Annotated in this window: 14 protein-coding genes; 6 read left to right on the forward strand and 8 right to left on the reverse strand. The window is 56.7% G+C overall.

Features of this window, described 5'->3' with window-relative positions:
• Positions 1–3: 3 nt before the first annotated feature.
• Together FO268_RS13995 and FO268_RS14000 are read right to left on the reverse strand one after the other, a co-directional pair.
• Positions 4–1,410, reverse strand: coding sequence for a mannose-1-phosphate guanylyltransferase/mannose-6-phosphate isomerase (locus FO268_RS13995; RefSeq protein ID WP_150993949.1), 1,407 nt, complete (start codon positions 1,408–1,410; stop codon positions 4–6).
• Between the two features lie 98 nt (positions 1,411–1,508).
• On the reverse strand, positions 1,509–1,949 hold the full coding sequence (locus tag FO268_RS14000) for a VOC family protein (RefSeq protein WP_150993950.1): 441 nt from the start codon (positions 1,947–1,949) through the stop codon (positions 1,509–1,511).
• 31 nt (positions 1,950–1,980) lie between these two features.
• Here FO268_RS14000 and FO268_RS14005 point away from each other — a divergent pair, with 31 nt between their 5' ends.
• On the forward strand, positions 1,981–2,910 hold the full coding sequence (locus tag FO268_RS14005) for a DUF1853 family protein (RefSeq protein WP_150993951.1): 930 nt from the start codon (positions 1,981–1,983) through the stop codon (positions 2,908–2,910).
• Here FO268_RS14005 and FO268_RS14010 read toward each other — a convergent pair.
• Positions 2,907–3,968: a GGDEF domain-containing protein gene (locus FO268_RS14010; RefSeq protein WP_150993952.1), complete on the reverse strand. Its 1,062-nt coding sequence runs from the start codon at positions 3,966–3,968 to the stop codon at positions 2,907–2,909. The two genes, FO268_RS14005 and FO268_RS14010, sit on opposite strands and share 4 nt — an antisense overlap.
• Before the next feature lie 194 nt (positions 3,969–4,162).
• On the opposite strand from FO268_RS14010, the gene FO268_RS14015 reads away from it, so the two are divergent.
• From FO268_RS14015 to FO268_RS14030, 4 genes are all read left to right on the forward strand, one after another.
• Entirely contained in the window at positions 4,163–6,040 is a 1,878-nt protein-coding gene (locus tag FO268_RS14015; RefSeq protein ID WP_150993953.1) for an MFS transporter, read from the forward strand.
• 89 nt (positions 6,041–6,129) lie between these two features.
• Positions 6,130–6,975, forward strand: coding sequence for a substrate-binding periplasmic protein (locus FO268_RS14020; RefSeq protein ID WP_150993954.1), 846 nt, complete (start codon positions 6,130–6,132; stop codon positions 6,973–6,975).
• Positions 6,963–7,598 (forward strand): alpha/beta hydrolase, encoded by a 636-nt coding sequence (locus tag FO268_RS14025; protein WP_150993955.1) that lies wholly within the window; start codon positions 6,963–6,965, stop codon positions 7,596–7,598. The genes FO268_RS14020 and FO268_RS14025 overlap by 13 nt, the downstream gene beginning before the upstream one ends.
• 287 nt (positions 7,599–7,885) lie before the next feature.
• Positions 7,886–8,458: an RNA 2'-phosphotransferase gene (locus FO268_RS14030; protein WP_225316713.1), complete on the forward strand. Its 573-nt coding sequence runs from the start codon at positions 7,886–7,888 to the stop codon at positions 8,456–8,458.
• A 12-nt stretch (positions 8,459–8,470) separates the two neighbouring features.
• Here the strand turns inward: FO268_RS14030 and FO268_RS14035 are convergent, their stop codons facing one another.
• Genes FO268_RS14035 through FO268_RS14055 form a run of 5 tightly spaced genes read right to left on the reverse strand, consistent with a single transcriptional unit; the run spans position 8,471 to position 16,940 of the window.
• Positions 8,471–8,839 carry a hypothetical protein gene (locus FO268_RS14035; protein ID WP_150993956.1) on the reverse strand — a complete coding sequence of 123 codons (369 nt, stop codon included), beginning with the start codon at positions 8,837–8,839 and terminating at the stop codon, positions 8,471–8,473.
• Between the two features lie 23 nt (positions 8,840–8,862).
• Positions 8,863–9,219 carry an SMI1/KNR4 family protein gene (locus FO268_RS14040; protein ID WP_150993957.1) on the reverse strand — a complete coding sequence of 119 codons (357 nt, stop codon included), beginning with the start codon at positions 9,217–9,219 and terminating at the stop codon, positions 8,863–8,865.
• Between the two features lie 17 nt (positions 9,220–9,236).
• Positions 9,237–14,084, reverse strand: coding sequence for an RHS repeat-associated core domain-containing protein (locus tag FO268_RS14045; protein ID WP_225316715.1), 4,848 nt, complete (start codon positions 14,082–14,084; stop codon positions 9,237–9,239).
• A 14-nt stretch (positions 14,085–14,098) separates the two neighbouring features.
• Complete coding sequence (locus FO268_RS14050) at positions 14,099–14,881, reverse strand: DUF4123 domain-containing protein (RefSeq protein WP_150993958.1); 783 nt, start codon at positions 14,879–14,881, stop codon at positions 14,099–14,101.
• On the reverse strand, positions 14,874–16,940 hold the full coding sequence (locus FO268_RS14055) for a type VI secretion system Vgr family protein (RefSeq protein ID WP_150993959.1): 2,067 nt from the start codon (positions 16,938–16,940) through the stop codon (positions 14,874–14,876). The genes FO268_RS14050 and FO268_RS14055 overlap by 8 nt, the downstream gene beginning before the upstream one ends.
• A gap of 181 nt (positions 16,941–17,121) precedes the next feature.
• Here FO268_RS14055 and FO268_RS14060 point away from each other — a divergent pair, with 181 nt between their 5' ends.
• On the forward strand, positions 17,122–18,147 hold the full coding sequence (locus FO268_RS14060; RefSeq protein WP_150993960.1) for an NADP-dependent oxidoreductase: 1,026 nt from the start codon (positions 17,122–17,124) through the stop codon (positions 18,145–18,147).
• Positions 18,148–18,174: the final 27 nt, after the last annotated feature.

Raw genomic sequence — 18,174 nt, forward strand, 5'->3', positions numbered from 1 at the left:
TGATCAGACCCGGTTGTAGGTGTCCTCAAAACGCACGATGTCGTCCTCTCCGAGGTAGCTACCGGTCTGCACTTCAATCAATTCCAGGGGAATCACACCCGGATTGGTCAGCCGGTGCGTGACACCCAAAGGAATATAGGTGGACTGGTCTTCAGTGAGGAGCAGCACGTCGTTGCCACGATTAACCGTGGCCGTTCCCTTGACCACCACCCAGTGCTCGGCACGGTGATGATGCTTCTGCAATGACAGGGATGCACCGGGTTTGACGGTTATGCGCTTGACCTGGAAGCGCTCTCCCATGGCTATGCCCTCGTAGGTGCCCCAGGGCCGATGCACCTTCTTGTGGAACCGGTGTTCGTGACGCCCCTGGGCTTTGACCTGGGCAACCAGCTTTTTCACATCCTGGACCCTGTTGCGGTCTGCCACCAACACTACGTCATCCGTCTCCACGATAACGTGGTCAGTAATGCCCAGCGCGGCAATCAGGCGGCCTTCGGAGTGGATGTAGGAACCGGAAACATCTTCGGTGATGACGTCTCCGCGACATACGTTATTGTTCTCGTCGTGGGGCTGGATGTCCCAGAGCGCAGACCAGGAACCAACATCGGACCAGCCCGCATCCAGAGGAACCACCACGGCGTCATGGGTTTTCTCCATGACTGCGTAGTCAATGGAGTCATCGGGGCATGCCTTGAAGGCCTCTGTCCCTACCCGAGTGAAATCCATGTCTGAATTCCGCTCTTTCCAGGCTGCCTGGCAGGCTTTGAGCATCTCCGGCTGCTGGCTTTCCAGCTCCTGCAGATAACGGTCTGCGCGGAACAGGAACATACCGCTGTTCCAGAAATAGTCGCCCTCTTCCAGGTACTGGCGGGCGGTTGCTTCATTCGGTTTTTCCACAAAGGCGGCCACATCGTTGTAACCCCCGTGGGCCTGGCCCGCCTTGATATAGCCGTACCCGGTATGCGGTGCGCTGGGCACAATACCGAAAGTGACCAGTTTGCCAGCCCGGGCCGCTTCTGCGCCCTCGCTGACAGCCTGGCGGAAGACTTTCTGATTCTTCAGTACGTGGTCTGAGGGCATTACCAGGAGCAATTCCTCGGGATTCTCCTCGGCCGCTGCCAGGGCCGCCAAAGCGATCGCCGGAGCGGTGTTGCGACCAACTGGTTCAAGAATGATGCCGGCGCTGCGCTCCGACGCCTGGGCCTGCAGGTGGGCGGCTACAACGAATCGATGTTCCTCGTTGGTGATTGCCATTACCCTGGCTTTCTCATCAAGGGCAAGGCCACGGTCAATTGTTTCCGCCAACAGGGTCTCTTCAGACACCACCGGCAGAAATTGCTTTGGATAGGCCTCACGGGAAAGCGGCCATAAGCGGGTGCCGGAACCACCGGAAAGAATCACAGCGAGCATGGGTCGTCCTTGTCGTGAATTTTCGCGAATTTTACCCCAAAGGCTGCCGGATTGTCCCGCCAGCGGCAATTAAACCGATTTCACCTTGGGCACAACAGTTACCAGGTACCGGTATTCTCCATGCTCGCCCAGGGTTCTTTCGGGGGCAGGGATTCACCTTTCTGGAGCAACTCGATGGAGATACCATCCGGTGACCGGATAAACGCCATATGGCCATCGCGGGGTGGACGATTAATCGTAACGCCATTGGCCTGCAAGTGATCGCACAACCCGTAGATATCGTCCACCCGATAGGCCAGGTGCCCGAAATTGCGGCCACCAGAATAGTCTTCGGGGTCCCAGTTGTAGGTCAGTTCGATCATCGGAGCCTTGTCTTCCCTGGCCCGCGCCTCGTCTTCGGCGGCTGCCAGGAAGACCAGGGTAAAGCGGCCCTTCTCGCTACTCTTGCGATTGATTTCAACCATGCCGAGCAGGTCGCAGAAAAAGTGCAGGGTCTGATCCAGATTGCTTACCCGGATCATGGTGTGAAGATACTGCATTTTGCTTCTCCTGTTAGGTTATGCTGAAAACATGAGCCAACGTCCTGAAACCACAGCCCATCTTCAATACCGCGTGCCAGCCGTGCGCCATTTGGCGTGGATGTGTCATACCCCCCAGCTTATCAGCTCTCCGGAAGTATTTATTCCGGAAAAACACCTGCCGAAAGACGTAGAGCAACGGTTACAGGCCTGGGACAAAACTCCCGTGGCCGGCCCGGCCGTGCTGACAGAGCAACCTGCCAGACGCCTCGGCCAATACTTCGAGCGCCTGTACCAATGCCTTTTGGAAGACTTGCTGGGATGGGAGATTCTGCTGAAGAACCAGCCGGTCAGACACAACGGTATTACACTTGGAGAACTGGATTTTATCGTCCGGAACCCTGCAGACAATGCACTTGAACATCATGAAATTGCCGTGAAGTTCTACCTTGGCCACCAGGGTACTGATCAGGAAACACCACTCTGGTACGGGCCCAATTCAAGGGATCGCCTGGATATCAAAACCCGACGGCTGATCGGCCACCAGAGCCGGATGACGCAAAGGCCCGAAACCCGCAATCTGCTGGCGTCAGTGGGAATTGAGGCGCCGGTCCGTCCCCGGGTCTTCATGCCTGGCTACCTTTTCTATTCGCTGGCAGAAACATTGTCACCGCCCCCTGAGGTACCGCCAGAGCACCTGCGGGGCCACTGGCTCTATATCGACGACCTGAACGGGGTGACCGATGAGACAGAACGATGGGTGCCGCTCAACAAGCCCCACTGGCTAGGCCCCTGGCGGCAGAGACAGGCTCCCGACGCCGGGCAGACCGAGCAAGCACTGGAGGTTGTCCGCTCAGCCGGCATTCCCCGCCTGTTTGCCAGGCTGGAGCCAGCTCCGACTGACGGATACTGGGAGGAAACTTCACGCGTCTTCGTGGTTCCGGATATCTGGCCTGCTTCGCCCCATAAGAGCCAGAGCTAGACGGCTTCGAGCTCCACACGGTTCCGGCCACGCTCCTTGCTGAGATAGAGCGCACGATCAGCCCTGTTGATGGCTGAGTTCAGGTCGTCATTCCCGCGAAACTCGCTGACACCAGCGCTGATGGTAATGTCTATCCTCTCCCCACTGGGCGCCCGCCAGTCGTGAGCAAGAAGCGCTTCCCGCACTCTCTCTGCACTGGCCTGGGCGCTTTGTAGCGGGGTGTCCGGAAGCACCGCCAGAAACTCTTCTCCGCCCCACCGGGCAATCAAGTCCTGGGTGCGAAGCCCGCCCTTGATAATGCCGGCAACGTCTTCGAGTACCCGATCTCCCACTTCGTGGCCGTACCGATCGTTTATTGCCTTGAAATGGTCAATATCGAGCACGAGAAAGGCCACCGGGTTACCGTTTCGCCGAAAACGGGCCAGTTCCTTTTCTGCCAGGTAGGTCATATGCCGGCGGTTGAAGAGACCGGTTAACGAGTCCGTTGTCGCCATTCGCTGCAATTTTTTGTTGGCCGCTGTCACCATGGTGAGGTAGAAAAAGGAGAGATAACTGAACATGGCGAACACCACACTCAGGTTGAACAGGTAAACACCAAGCAGGGCGCCGGGGGCAATGGGCTGCAGTGGCTCCACAAACCACAACAAAAGATAAAGCGCGACGTAGTAGCCCCACAGCCCTGCCAACGCCACTACCGCTGCTCGCACCTGCATACTCACGAACAGCGCCGGAATGAACATCAGCAGGTAGTAGTGAAAACCACTCTCCCAGCCAATGAGCACAATGCCGAGCCCGGCATGAATAATCACTTCAGCCCAGATCAGGGCGATGGCCAGCCCATTTTGTTTTTTGCCCAGTGCCCGGTATGCCACCACATACATGGCCACGCTGACCACATTGACCCAGGCCAGTATGGGCGAACCCAGAAGATGGAAGAGGAAGAAAAACGCAACATCAACCGACGCCGCGATCTGGCAGCAACGTTTGGCGACCTGCCAGAATTGCGGACGACGCTCCTTGGTGGGCTCTCTGGCAGACGCGGGCCTGGCCTGATTCATAAACTGGCAACTTCCGAAATGATTACCCTCAGATTACGCCGAAAACCACAATTCTGCTTACCGCAATCGTAAAAAACTGAAAATCTTTTCAGGCCACGGGCCCACTACATCTGCCACTACCACGAGTGCCCTGCTTCAACGTATGGTTTGTGGCAGAATATTCCGCGCCAACACGCCGACGATGGACACATCTCATGGACGATCACAGCCAGTTCCGGCTGCTTTCCGAGCGACGATTCCTGCCGTTCTTCCTGACACAGTTCTCAGGAGCCTTTAACGACAATCTGTTTCGCAACAGCCTGTTGTTACTGATCACCTACGCCACTGGTGGCCTGATGGGTCTGCCCATTGATGTGGTGGTGAATATTGCCGCTTTCCTGTTCATCCTGCCCTTTTTCCTGTTCTCCGGAATCGCTGGCCAGCTGGCAGACAAGTACGAAAAATCCCGGGTGATTCGCTGGGTCAAACTGGCGGAAATTGCCATCATGGCGCTGGCTGCAGCCGGGCTTTGGGCCGGGTGGTACGAGGCTCTTCTGTTACTGCTGTTCCTGATGGGCGTGCAATCAGCGTTCTTTGGCCCTGTAAAGTACGCCATCTTGCCGCAGGTGCTCCACGACGACGAACTGGTGGGAGGCAACGCCCTGGTGGAGATGGGAACGTTCGTGGCCATCCTTGTGGGCACCCTGGCGGCAGGCCTGCTGATGAGCAGCGACCAGCCGGAGAAGCTTGCTGCTATCGGCGTTCTGGCACTGGCCGTGGTTGGCTATCTCGCCGCCCGGCAGGTGCCGGTTACCGGCACCACCCGCCCGGAAATGACGGTACGCCTTCGGCCCCTGCAGGAAACCTGGCACCTGATGCGACTGGCAGCGGAGAACCATTCCGTACTGCTGTGCATTATGGCCATTTCCTGGTTCTGGTTCCTGGGTGCCGCCTACCTTACCCAGTTTCCCAGCTTTGCCCAGACCGATCTCATGGGTGACGAAACCGTTGTCACGCTTTTGCTGGCCATTTTCACCATTGGGATTGCACTGGGGTCCGTAGCCTGTGAACGGCTTTCCGGCCACCGGATTGAGCTGGGCATTGTCCCTATTGGCTCGCTGGGAATCAGCGTGTTCGGGCTTGACCTTTACTTCAATATGCCCGCCAACCCCGTACCCACCGACTGGTGGATGATTATCAGCGACAGCCAGCACAGACAGGTAGCCATTGATTTGCTGGGTATCGGCTTCTTCGGCGGCCTGTTCATCGTGCCGCTCTATGCTTTCGTGCAACGGGAAACCCCTGAAGACCGCCGCGCCCGGGTAATCGCCGCACTGAACGTATTCAACGCCCTGTTCATGGTGGTCAGCGCCATTATGGGCATCCTGATGCTGGGCGTCATCGGCCTCACTATTCCCGAATTTTTCCTGGTGCTGTCGATTATGAACCTGGTGGTGGCGGGGTTCGTGTACCAGCAGGTGCCGGAATTCGCCCTCCGGTTTATTGTCTGGGTGCTCTCCCACACCATCTATCGGGTGCGCCACGAGAACCTGCACCGAATACCGGAGGAAGGGCCTGTGCTGCTGGTGTGCAACCATGTCACCTATATGGACGCTCTGGTCATCGCCGGCGCAATCAGGCGCCCCGTGCGATTCGTTATGGACTACCAGATCTTCAAAACACCGGTACTGGGCGCCATATTCCGGCTCGCCAAAACCATTCCCATAGGCTCCCGCAACCGGATGCCGGAGATTTATGAGGCCGCCTTTGAGCGCATTGACGAAGAACTGGCAGCCGGCAATGTGGTGTGCATCTTTCCGGAAGGTCGGCTGACGACCGATGGCGAAGTGGCCACCTTCCGCAGCGGAGTTGAGGTAATCCTGCAGCGCAGGCCCGTGCCCGTGGTTCCCCTGGCGTTGCGAGGGCTGTGGGGCAGCTTTTTCAGCCACTGCGGTGGGCCAGCCCTGAGGCATGTCCCCCGACGGTTCTGGTCGCGGATCGAGTTGCTGGCCGAGCACCCAATGCCTGCGGAAGAGGCAAGTGCCGAAATACTGGAGGAAAAAGTGAAAAAGCTGAGGGGTAACACTCGCTGAAACCCGCGAATGCTTATCAGTGGTAAAGAATGGGGCGCATGCTAATCTTTGAGTAGCAGGATCCTAATTCCCCCGTTCAGGATGGCAAGATGTCTCTCCAAGGGCCGCATGATCACAAACCGTTGCTGAAACAACTCCGCAAGGCGTTACTAGGCATGGTCGTAGCCTGCACTGTCGTCCTGAACGTTGGCGCCGGGGAAAGCGAACCTGTCATACGCCTCACCTCAGGCCACTGGCCTCCGTATATGGAATACAACCCGCCCCACTTCGGGGTCATCTCACACATAGTGACCCTCGCCTTCGCCAAACACGACACTCTTGTCACCTATGGTTTCTTCCCCTGGTCCCGCTCGCTTATGCTGGCCCAGAAGGGCCTCTGGGACGGTTCTGTAGCTTGGACCTGCAGGCCGGAAATGCTCAAACATTTCCATTTCAGTGACCCCATCGTGGCTCACCACTACACCCTGTTCCACCGGGCCAGCATGGACTTCGACTGGGACCAGGTGGAAGACCTGGAAAGCTATCGCGTAGGCCTGACGCAAGACTACAACTACGGGGAAACCTTCGAAGAAGCCGTGGCCGCCGGCACCATCAATGCAGAAAAGACCACCTCCGACATAGCCAACTTCCGCAAGCTGGCCGCAGGCCGCATCGACCTGTTTCCTATGGAGCCAGCGGTTGGTATGAAAATGTTGCAGAAACTGGGTCTCGAAGACACAATCACGTTCCACTCCACCCCGCTGCAATCAGACTATCTTTACCTGATTCTGTCCCGGCGGGTCCCAGACAGCGAGCGGTATTTGAACGAGTTTAATGACGGTTTGAGCAAGCTGCGAAAATCCGGCCGGCTGGAGGAGTTGATTGACTCCTCGCTGCCAGAGTTGCCGGTTCGGTATCTGGTTGTTGATGATGAGGAGTCGCAGTGCCAGGAATAGATAAGGGACCGGACTACCCGGCGCTCCCTCCCGAACATTCAGGCCCGCGCATAGCCGCCATTCATGGCCTGTTCGCCCGGGGGCTGATGGAAAAACATCTGGCGAGGTATCTGCAAGCTTGCGGGTACCACGACACAACGGTTTACGGCCATGTCCATCCTGCCCGCCGGATCGCGAGCGAGCTTGCCAAGGCAGCCAACGCCGGCCGCCCCATTGCGGTAATTGGCTTCAGCCAGGGTGGCTTCCAGGCGGTCAAAGTAGCCAGCGAACTGGCCAGGCAAGGCATCGAGGTTCCACTACTGGTAACAATTGCGGCGGGCGGGCTGGGCCGGCTGGTGCCCACCCGTTGGGGATCGAATCCGCGAAAACTACCTGCCAACGTAAAGCGCTGCCTGAACGTTTATGCCGAGGGAGATCCCCTGGGCTCCGACAGGCAGTCCGACCGCAACAGAGTCTGGTCGAATGACGAAGGGCAATTGATCGAAAACATCGATTTCCTCGCTTCCGAGGCGATCTCTCATATCGAGCTGGTGAGGTGTTACCCCGAGGCAAAAGTGCATCCGGAGGTAAAAGCCCGGTGTCTGGGCCGGTTGTTGTGGCATCTTGATGCTATAACAGCCTGATCCCACTCCCCTTTGCACTTCGGTTTGAATCTCATGGGCCTGTTTTCTGATACCTCTGAGAAACACAAGATCTGAATTTAGGGGTCGGCTCTTGCGCTACCCTGCTATTCATAACCCGCCTCATTTCGGCATCTGGCAACTGATTACAACCTCGCTTCCGGATTTTCCGGCTCGGTAGGTGGTGGTAGATGATGAAGGGAGCAGGGTGCGGTGTGTAGAATGAGAAAATCTACGAGTCAAAGCCGTGTTTCTACCCACGTTTCTTCAACCTGGAGCTGCAGATACATATGAAAAGGGGCACAGAAGAGCCAATGAGGGTTTCCAAGTCCGAGTTAGAAAGAATCAGTAAATTTCTCAGCTATGTTCTTCGCCATTGTCCCGAGGATATCGGAGTTTTCCTAGACCCTGATGGCTGGACATCCATCTCGGAGCTAATTAACAAAGCGAAACCTCAAATTGTCCTTTCCGAGGCACTGATAAAAAAAGTTGTTGAAACTAGTGGCAAACAACGGTTTAAGATTTCAGATGACGGGCAAAAAATAAGAGCTAACCAAGGCCACTCAGTTGAAGTTGATCTAAAGCTGATACAGAGTGAGCCTCCCGCAGAACTGTTTCACGGCACTGCTACACGCTTTTTAAATTCGATCAATCAAGAAGGGTTAAGACCAGGCAAACGGCATCACGTCCATTTGTCTACAGATATCGACACTGCCACATCTGTAGGCCAACGGTATGGCAAGCCTGTTATCTTGAAAATCGATGCTGAAAACATGTTTAAACAAGGCTACAGTTTCTATCTTTCGGATAACCAAGTATGGCTTACTGACCATGTTCCGCCAGAATTTTTTGTGGTTTTATAACAGAGGAGATTTTTAGCTACCTTCGTACTCTATTGTTGCTTCTAAAGCACTCCTTAGCCAATCCCAGAAGCTAGCCAATTCCTGCTTGAGCTCATAACCAGGGCTGGCGAAGTCATGGATAATAACAACACCAGCTGTACCCTTTTCCCAACAAGCGACATCATCGTTGTCCTCGCGACGGGCAAATGGTACCAACTGCCTTTCCGGGTAACGCTCCTTTATACCTCTAAACCGAGTGCGAAGCCTTTCACCTTGTAAAATAATCCAAGGATCAAAGTCCAATAACCCTTGGTCAACTATCCGCAAAAACTCTTCCGGGTAGTGAAACCAACCAGGAGACTCAGACCGAGTAAACAATTGATCAAGACTGCAATTATTCATTAGAGAAATATCTTTAAAACACACTAATTACCAATTGATGACAAAAAATCACTGAAACTATCAATAGAATACCTACTGCCCCAATTAACATGCCGGAGATCACTCTCTCCAGTGTAAAAATAAATCTTTGGATTACCAGTGCTATCATCCCCGTCAAAACAGGCTATATCTCCACTATCATCAGATTTAGCAAAAGGAATTAAAGTTTTTTCACTACTCAAATCTTCATTTAGTATTTTAAAACAACGCATTGTGAAGTTTGGGCGTTTACCAAGCAACCACCACGGACGTTCGAGCTCCCGACATGAGTTAACGAAGCTTACATAGTCATCCGGGTACGAAAAATCCTTACTAACAGCATTTTTTTCAATGAAATACATAACACTAGATCCCATTATCACTTATATGTTAATTCGGGGTCATATAGTGAGCCTCGAGGAAATACTTGCCAGAAACTTCCTCGATAATACTCTCCCTCCTGGCCGTCAATACGATATTGAATCGCCTCTCCCCAAGTTGCTGGCTCAGGACTATTTGTTCTAGTAAACCGCATTACCTCTCCAGGTGTTAGCTCTTCATTAAGTGATCGAACCCTTGCATGTATATCTATACCTGCCCGACGCGCTGCCAAAATTCGTGTATTGTCCATGCTAGTGATACCACCATCGGGCATCCGCACTACATCAACCGGGTCCCCTTGCCAGCCATTTAGCCTCATACTTTCAACCAAATCATCAAAAGTATAAGTTTGACCTGTCTTTCTATCGATTTTATGAAAAGAAACCGTATTCTGCGAGAACGCCACGTCCCTAGGATCAAAAGTTTGTATGGAGTTTCTAATAGATTTATCAGGCCCATTTTTCAGCTCTGACACCAGCCCCAACGGGTCCACCCACCCCGTAGGATTCGGAACATACTGGTAGTTATTCAAACCACCCGCAAGCCCTATCGGGTCGGGGGTCAGGAAGCGCCCGGTATTGGGGTTGTAGTACCGGTGGCGATTGTAATGCAGACCCGTTTCCGGGTCGTGGTACTGGCCCTGAAAGCGGATCGGGTTGTCGATTTCGGTGACCAGGGCGCGGACGACGTTGCCGTAGGCGCGGTAAGTCACTGACCAGACCAGGTCGCCTTGGGCGTTGGTCAGTTCCTGGGGTGTACCCAGGTGGTCCAGGTGGTAATAATAGATGCTTGCCTGCTCTAAACCGTAGCCATCTACCATGGCCAGAGGCTTGAAGGTGTCTGGCTCGTAGATGTAGGTGCGGTAGTGGTCGCCGGTTTCTTCGGCGATCAGGCGGTCGCCCTGCCATAGGAACTCGGTTCTTGTCAGGCCGTTGGTTTTGGCGATGCGGCGGCCGAAGGCGTCGTATTCGTAGTGCCAGGTGCTGCCGTCCGGTTTGGTGACGCTGGTCAGGCGGTGTTCACAGTCGTAGCTGTAGCGGGTGACCAGTTTCTGGTCCTTGCCGCGGCGTTCTTCGGTGAGGTTGCCGAAGTCGTCGTATTCGTAATGGCAATCACCGTGCATGGTGAGGCGGTTGCCCTGCACCTTGGCGTTTTTTCCGCTGGCCGGGCTCTGGCTTTGTTCCAGCAGGTTGCCAGCGGGGTCGTGAATCAGTTGTTCGTAAACATCCCCGCGCACACCAACCACGCGATCCATGGGGTCATAGACGTATTCCCGCAAGCCCTTGCGGCTGTCGCTGATGGCCTTCAGATTGCCATTAGGGTCGTACTGGTAGTCCCGCTGGGCAGCGATGTCCTTGATTCGGCCCTGGTGTATCCGGTGCTGGGTCAGGCGGCCTTCGTCGTCGTAGACATAGGCGCTCAGCAGGTCGCCCTGTTGCCGTTCGATTTCCTCGCCGGTGGCGGCCATACGATGGCGGGTCAGCGGTTCGCCATTGAGATTGATGCCGGAAAGCAGGCCGGTTTTGTCATGCTGGTAGCCCAGTGTCTGCCCGTCGGGCAGAACCATGCCGCTGAGGCGGTCCATATCGTCGTAGCGATATCGCAGGCTGGCCCAGCCCTGGTGTTCGGTTTTCAGTAATCCGAATTCGTCGTATTCGAAAGCCAGCGGCCAGTGCCCGTCGTCCACGGCGGTCAGTTTGCCGTCGGCGTTGTAGCCATACTGGATTTCACGGCCATCCGGCAGGACTTTTTTCAGCAGCCGCCCGAGTTCGTCCCGCTCGTACGCCGTGGTTTGTAGGACCTCGTTGGCAGTTCCGTATTCGGCCTTCTCAATCAGATGACCGTTCAGGTCGTACTGGTAGGCGGTGCGATGGCCGTCGAAGGCGGTTTCCTGCTTGACCAACCCGTTCGGGTAGTAGTCGATGCGGTATTCTTCGCCCCGCTCGTTTTCGATATGGGTGAGCAGGAAGCGGTGATGGTCATAGCGGTAGCGCAGCTCGCTGCCGTCGGGGTTGATGCGCCGGGTCAGCAGGTGGAGGTTGTTGCCGTATTCGTAGCGGGTTTCCCGGCCCTTCTCATCAACAAAGCGCGTCACTTTGTTGTAGTGGTTGTAGTGGTACTGTCGGCGCCGGTTGCCAGAGAGAATTTCGTCCGTCACCCGCCCCAGGCCGTCGTACTGGTACCGGGTAATGGCACCACGGGCATCTTTCTTTGCCAACAGCTGGTCGAACTCGTCGTACCGGTATTGATAGAAAGCGCCGGTCGGCGTGGTTTCCTCGATCAGTTGGCCGTGGCTGTTCCAGCCCCATTTGTGGGTTCGTCCGTCTGGCAGGTGGACCTGGGTGAGTTGGCCCTGGGGGTTGTAGCTGTAGCGGGTTACGCGCCCCTTTGGATCGGTCTCGCGGGAAAGGTCGCCGTGGCGGGTGTAATCGAACGCCCAGGTCTGGCCGTTGCGGTGGATTTCCGCGATGCGTCCCTTGCGGTAGGTGAACAGGATGGGCTGTCCGTCCGGGCCGATTTTACCCTGCAGGCGACCATTCTTGTCGTACTGATATTCCGTGCGCGCACCCATGGGGTCGACGGTGGCTTGCAGGCGGCCTTTCTCGTCGTATTCGCTGATGTGTTTGGCGCCGTCCGGGTCGATTTTTTCCTGCAGTTGGGCGCTACCATCGTAATGCCAGATTTCCTTACTGCCATCCACATAACTGACGGTGCAGGTGTGATTCTCGTCATCCCATTCGAAACGGGTATCAACCTGGGCGCTGTCGCCCCATTGGTGTACACAACGCCCCTTGGGCGATGCTTCGTCCCATTCAAGGTAGAAGCTGTAGCCGCCGGCAAGCTGGCGGCTGGTCAGCATGTGGTTGTCGTAGCCGTAGCGTTCGGTGCCGCCGACCGCATCCTCGGCAGCGATCAGGTCGTCGCTGCTATCGTATTCGTAGCGGCGCTCGGCTCGCAGTGTCTGCCACTGATATCCGGTGTCTGTGAGTTCACGCCGCAAGCGGGCGACGGCCTTGAGATATGGGCCGTCAAATTCGAAGGCCAGGGCATCGCCCGACTCGCTGGTTACTCGTTCGAGCTGGCCGTGGAGATCATAGCCAACCTGCAGTTTGTTGCCATACCGATCTGATATCTGCACCAGCACGCCGCGATCCACTTCACGGCGGAAGTGGTAGCGCGGTGCTTTTTCCCCGGCGCAGGTAACAATCTGCTCACCCTCTTTCCAGGCAGCCATGCCGGTCTGGGAATTCGTGCCGAAGGGGGCACTGTCGAGCTCCGGCAGGCGGGTGTTCTTGCCTTCGTGGTCGTGCCAGGTAACGCCGCTGCCATCAAAACTCAGGCTGTGGTTCAGGCTGTGGCGCCAGCCGTATCCCATATCCAGGCGGCGGTCACTGCTGCCGGAGCGGTACACCCGTTTGAATTCGAAGGGCAACGGGCCACTGAGCCGCGCATCCGTCAGTTCAAGCACCTCTTCACCGGTAACCGTGCTTATCGGGTCTTCCACCTTTGCCGTGGATTCGTTGTCCTGGGTAATCCGGCCCTGGTCGGTTTCAGAGGGCGACGGCTCGTCCCGCACGGGAGCATTGCTGGTCTCGCTGGCTGCGGCATGGTCACGGCCACCAGACTGTAAGTTCACAACCTCATCATCATCAGCAATCTGCTGGTACATTGCGTTGCGGTTGCGAACCTCCGGGCCGCGCTGGGTGCTGGACGGGTTCAGGCGGCTGCCTCCGGCAACCTGTACGGCGCGGTGATTGGTGCCGATCTCCTCCATGAAATCCTGGAATTCTTTGGCGAACTGGCCAAGAAATTCACCGAGGATGTTCTTGCTGGTACGGGCGCTGTCCGCCACGTTCATGGCGCCGGCGGCCGCTTTGCTACCGATGCGCGCGCCATACTTGGCGGCCAAGCCAGCGCCGCCGGTGATGATAAGGCCGACAACCACATCGAACAGGATCTGCCCTACCAGCTCACCGGACACTTCTGCCACCTGGGTTGGTGACAGCAGGCGGAAATACTGGCGAACGGTGTACATCACCAGGAACAGGAAGATCTCGTCGTTGGCGACCAGGCACGCCTTGAGATAGGCGTCGTCGGCCTTTTTCAGAGTCTCCATCTGCTCCTGGAGGTCTTCCGGCAGGTTACTAAAGTCGTAGTCCAGCAAACCACAGATCACGTCATAGATGCGGCGGATATCATCCAGCACCCCTGTAAATCCGTCCGCGATACCTTCCTGGAGGCGCCCGTAGACGGCCAGCGACTGCTCCGTGGAATTCATCGCCAGATAGCTTTCCCATTCCTGGCGGGCGCCGTTATTCCAGGTATTCTCCAGCAGAGCACAACACCGCTCTACAAAGCCTTCGTAGGTATCGTAGAGCGCCTCCATGTCCGCCTGAGAAATATCGGGGGACATCACAACCCGGTATTCCTTGCCCGGTGTCACCGGCACTTCCGCGAGGCCGTTTTCATCAGTGCTACCACTGTGGATGGTGTCCCAGCTATCGAATATCCAGCCGGTATTTTCCTGGATTTGGAAGCGCGTGGAGGGAATCGGGGTCTTTCTTACATTCTCATGGAAGTGGGCAATCTTGATCTTGCGGGTTTCTTCGCAGGGAGCCACTGTCGACGACACCACTTCGTCCTCACTGACATCCTCACGATTGCCCTCGCCGTTTACCTCCAGAACTTGTTCATGGCCCATAAAAACGGAGGAAAACCAGCCGTCACGCCATTCGTCATAGGTTGCCGTAAGGGATTCCCGCAGCTCGCGGGTGATGGCGTTGATATCCGGAAGCGCGTCGGATGTCTGTTCTGAAGCCTGAAGAGCCGTCCGTGACTCGATCATCGATTCATCCTCAATCAGTGTGCGCCCTGGGATGCCTCACGCAACAGGGCATGGTGTATGGTTTGTACGTGCTCCGGAGAGAGTTCGGTAACAACCTCACCGCTGGTCAGGCGGCGCAAATGGCGCTCGACTTTCTGGCGGGCGATGGGCTGCGGATACTGGATCAGGGGGGAGTGCTTCTTCTTGCCGAGGACGGAAATAGTGTTATCCACCAGACGATCCCAACAGAGAACGGCAATCTTCTCGAGAGTTTCAGCAGGCAGCGAAAACCACGGAAACTCAGGCGCTGGTATTGCGTGGTCTGGTGTGCCTGGATGATCTATCACCTCACCGTCCGGCAGAACGATGGATTGCGCTGGTCCCATCAACTTGGCGCGACAGCAATCATCAACACCCGAAAGAATGGCGCCAAGATACTGTGCGTCCCAGTAGCGAAAGAACACCTCCTTCCCGTCCGGCAGCAGAATCTTTGTAAGGCTGCGAACATGCCCAAATACCTCTTCCAGGGAGGCATCGCTGACGAGCCCCCATCCCCAATCCACACTGTCAGTTTCGTCAATCCAGTCGAGGAACCCGCTTGCGTCTGTCACCTGGACGAGGAAAGGCATCACTTCGTGCCAGCCCGCGTATTGGGTGCCCTGGAATAGCGGGACGGCCGTCAGGCCATCGGTTGCGTAGAAGTGTTGTACCGGTTTTGCTGCACTGGTACCGCTCAGGACAAGGTACACAGAACTGCGGTTGCCCGAGGCCTGGCTGGCAACCTGCAACTGTGCCCGGAAATCACACGGCTCAGACATCACAGACCCCGTCACGACACTTCACACACTCTTCGCAGAACGGTGCATCCGACATCAGGTTATTGAACTGTGGCGCGGTGAGTGGTACTTCCGCGAGCCTTGCAGGTTGAATGGCTTCATGTACAAGTCCTTCCAGATCCTGCGGCATTTCCGCCATCACCACACCCTGCCCCGACCCACTGCCAGGCGCCCCACCGGAATTGATCTTGATGCCGGGGCCGGCCAGCGTTACACCGCTGGGGTCCAGTTTCAGCAGGCTGCCGCCAGCGGAAATGGTGAGTTCGGCGCCAGCGTCCAATACCACTTTGGCGCCGGCCTTATGGTGAACTTCGGTGCCCGCTTCGCTCAGGGTGCCCTGGCCAGATTTCTGGTGGAAGGTGCCGCCGATGTTCTGGCTGCAGTCGCCGCCGATGGTTTCCCGCTTTTCTCCGTCTACGGTGCAATGATCGTCGCCCTTGATGTGGCTGAACTCGCTGTTTTCCACCGTTCGATGGCAGTCATTCCGGATGACCTCGGTGCGGTTATTTTCCGTCAGCAGGTCCAGGTCTTTCTGGGCGTGGACATAAATCTGTTCCTTGTCCGCTTCGTCTTCAAACCGCAGTTCGTTACTGCCCTCGCCTTTGTGGGTCTGGGTTTTTAAGATGGTCCGGGTTTTGTGCTCCGGCAGCGCATAGGGCGGTGTGTTGGTGGCGTGGTAGGTTCTGCCGGTGATGATGGGCTGGTCCGGGTCGCCGTCCAGGAAGCTGACGATGACTTCGTGGCCGATTCTGGGCAGGGCCATAAATCCATACTGGCCGCCGGCCCAGCCCTGGCTCACCCTGAGCCAGGCGCTGGAGTGTTCATCATTCTTTGAGTAGCGGTCCCAGGGGAACCTTACTTTTACCCTGCCGTGTTCGTCGCAGTGGATCTCTTCGCCGGCCGGGCCGGTCACGATGGCGATCTGGGGGCCGTCCATCAGGGGGCGGTGTTCCACTTGTGGGCGCCAGCTGCGGTCCGCGGGAATGGCATTGAACGCATTGTGATAGGTGGTGGCACCCCCAGTGCGTTCTTCTTCCAGGGCCTGGGGTTGTTCGCCAGTGTGGGTGATGCTGGTAAACAGCCATTCCCGGTTCAGGCTCTGGTTGTCGTGTTCGGTGAGTTCCACTTTGGCGCCCACGGTGAAATCGGAGCGGTTGCTCTGGCCGTTGGCGGTTGTTGCGTCGTTCCTGAGGGCATCCAGGCGGTGTTCGGTGAAGGGCTGGCCGCTGGCGTCGGCTTTGAAGCGGCCGGGGTAGTCGTAGTGCTGGTAGTCTTCGCGCTGGGCGTCCAGTTTGTCGGCCTGGCTTTCATGCATCAGGGCGTAGGCGGGGTTCTTGAAGGTGTAGTCCTTCATGGCCACGGAGGCGGCCCTGATTCGCTCCCGGTAGCTGAACTGGAAGACCGCACTCTGGCGGCTGCTGCCACCGGCCTTGCCGTTGTATTCCACCGGTTCCAGTCTTGGGGCATCGCCATGGTGGTCGGCGATGATCAGGGCCGGTTGCTCTGGGCCTTCCACATCCCCGTGATGGTAGCGGTAGTGCCAGCCTTCTTCGGCAGACAGCCTCTCCATAAAGGCCAGGTCGCTTTCCCGATGCTGGACGCAGTATTCCCGTTCCTCGGGGGTGCGTTTAAGGTCAAACACGGTGTCGATGATGCCCCGCTCTTCCAGCAGGGTTCGCACGATGGCGTCGGTGCTTTGGGTCTGGAAGATGCGACTGTTGTGCATCAGGCCCAGGCGCCACAGTGGGGGCTGGACGATGACCTCGTAGCGGGTGCGGCGGTGGCCGGAGTCGCCCCGGGCGAATTCGTTGACCACACCGTGGAAACGACGCAGGGGGATGCCGTCCTGCCAGACCACCAGTTCCACGGGCTGTTCCAGGACTTCTTCAGGGGCAATATCCGGCGAAGTACTGGCCAGTTCCAGCTTGCAGTGGCACAGCTTTGAGAGATGTTCGGTCAGTTCAAAGCGGACGACCACGAACAGGTCTTTGGGGAGTTGGCCAAGGGTGGCCGTGAACTGCAGTCCGGTTGCCTGAGGCATGTCTTCGATCCCTGAAGAAGTCTGGAATTTGAGTCAATCAACAAACGGCTCATCCTGAGCTTCGGTGATTATAACGATCGGCCCGGAGAATGTAACCCCGCATTCTTCAGGCCGGGATGTTGACCTCAAAACGATTCTGCTGCACCCTAATCTGGTTTCATTACGCAACCGGAGAAAGTTTGTGAGCAACTATACCAATCGAGCGGTGATTCTTAACAAGCGTCCCCAGGGCGAAATTCAGGACGACGATCTGGTACTGGAAGAACGCCCCGTCCGCGAGCTCAAGGAAGGCGAAGTTCTGGCCAAAATATTGTGGCTGTCTCTGGACCCTTACATGCGCCCACGCATGAACGACGCCAAGGGGTACATGGACCCCATTGGCGTTGGCGAGGTGGTTGTTGGCGAGAGTGTTGCACGGATTGTGGAGTCCCGTTCGGACAACCTGAAAGTGGGCGATCTGGTGACCTGCTATTCCGGTTGGCAGGAATACGTGGTGTTCCCCGGCGACGCGGAGATGGTGTACAAGATTGACCAGAAGGATAACGTCCCCCTGCAGACTTACCTGGGTGTGGCCGGCATGCCGGGCCGTACCGGTTATTGCGGCCTGATGTACGTGGGTAAGCCGAAAGCCGGGGAAACGGTGGTGGTATCCGCAGCGTCCGGCCCTGTAGGGACTGTAGTGGGCCAGACGGCAAAGAAGGAAGGTTGCCGCGCGGTCGGTGTAGCCGGTGGCCCGGAGAAGTGCCGCTATGTGGTGGAGGAACTGGGCTTCGATGCCTGTGTCGACTACAAGGCCGGCAATCTGGAAGCGGACTTGAAAGCAGCCTGCCCCGATGGCATCGACATCTACTTCGAAAACGTTGGCGGCGCCGTCACCAGAGCGGTAGCGCCTCTTCTGAACCCCGGCGCGCGGGTACCCATTTGCGGCTTTGTGTCCGCCTACAACGCGGAAGACATGAACTCGGTGGAAACTCCCTTCCAGGTGCTCAAAGCGCTGGACCCAGTGCCGGAACACCGCTTCTTCCTGGTAACCGAGTGGCAGGACAAGCACCAGGAAATTACCAACATCCTTGCGGACCGCATTGCCTCCGGCGAACTGAAATACCGCGAAACCATCGCAGAAGGCCTGGAGAATGCAACGGAAGCCTTTAAAGGCATGCTGAAAGGCAAGAACTTCGGCAAGCAGTTGGTGCACATCGCCGACTAATCCGGTGCCGGGAACCTCCAGGGAAGG

It is taken from the genome of Marinobacter denitrificans (genome assembly GCF_008795955.1).
Lineage (GTDB): Bacteria > Pseudomonadota > Gammaproteobacteria > Pseudomonadales > Oleiphilaceae > Marinobacter > Marinobacter denitrificans.

Coding starts and splice junctions, on each gene's coding strand:
- FO268_RS14055 (WP_150993959.1), bottom strand. CDS start 16,940: ATGCCTCAGGCAACCGGACTGCAGTTCACGGCCACCCTTGGCCAACTC.
- FO268_RS14015 (WP_150993953.1), top strand. CDS start 4,163: ATGGACGATCACAGCCAGTTCCGGCTGCTTTCCGAGCGACGATTCCTG.
- FO268_RS14030 (WP_225316713.1), top strand. CDS start 7,886: ATGAAAAGGGGCACAGAAGAGCCAATGAGGGTTTCCAAGTCCGAGTTA.
- FO268_RS14040 (WP_150993957.1), bottom strand. CDS start 9,219: ATGTATTTCATTGAAAAAAATGCTGTTAGTAAGGATTTTTCGTACCCG.
- FO268_RS14050 (WP_150993958.1), bottom strand. CDS start 14,881: ATGTCTGAGCCGTGTGATTTCCGGGCACAGTTGCAGGTTGCCAGCCAG.
- FO268_RS13995 (WP_150993949.1), bottom strand. CDS start 1,410: ATGCTCGCTGTGATTCTTTCCGGTGGTTCCGGCACCCGCTTATGGCCG.
- FO268_RS14035 (WP_150993956.1), bottom strand. CDS start 8,839: ATGAATAATTGCAGTCTTGATCAATTGTTTACTCGGTCTGAGTCTCCT.
- FO268_RS14010 (WP_150993952.1), bottom strand. CDS start 3,968: ATGAATCAGGCCAGGCCCGCGTCTGCCAGAGAGCCCACCAAGGAGCGT.
- FO268_RS14020 (WP_150993954.1), top strand. CDS start 6,130: ATGTCTCTCCAAGGGCCGCATGATCACAAACCGTTGCTGAAACAACTC.
- FO268_RS14005 (WP_150993951.1), top strand. CDS start 1,981: ATGAGCCAACGTCCTGAAACCACAGCCCATCTTCAATACCGCGTGCCA.
- FO268_RS14045 (WP_225316715.1), bottom strand. CDS start 14,084: ATGATCGAGTCACGGACGGCTCTTCAGGCTTCAGAACAGACATCCGAC.
- FO268_RS14000 (WP_150993950.1), bottom strand. CDS start 1,949: ATGCAGTATCTTCACACCATGATCCGGGTAAGCAATCTGGATCAGACC.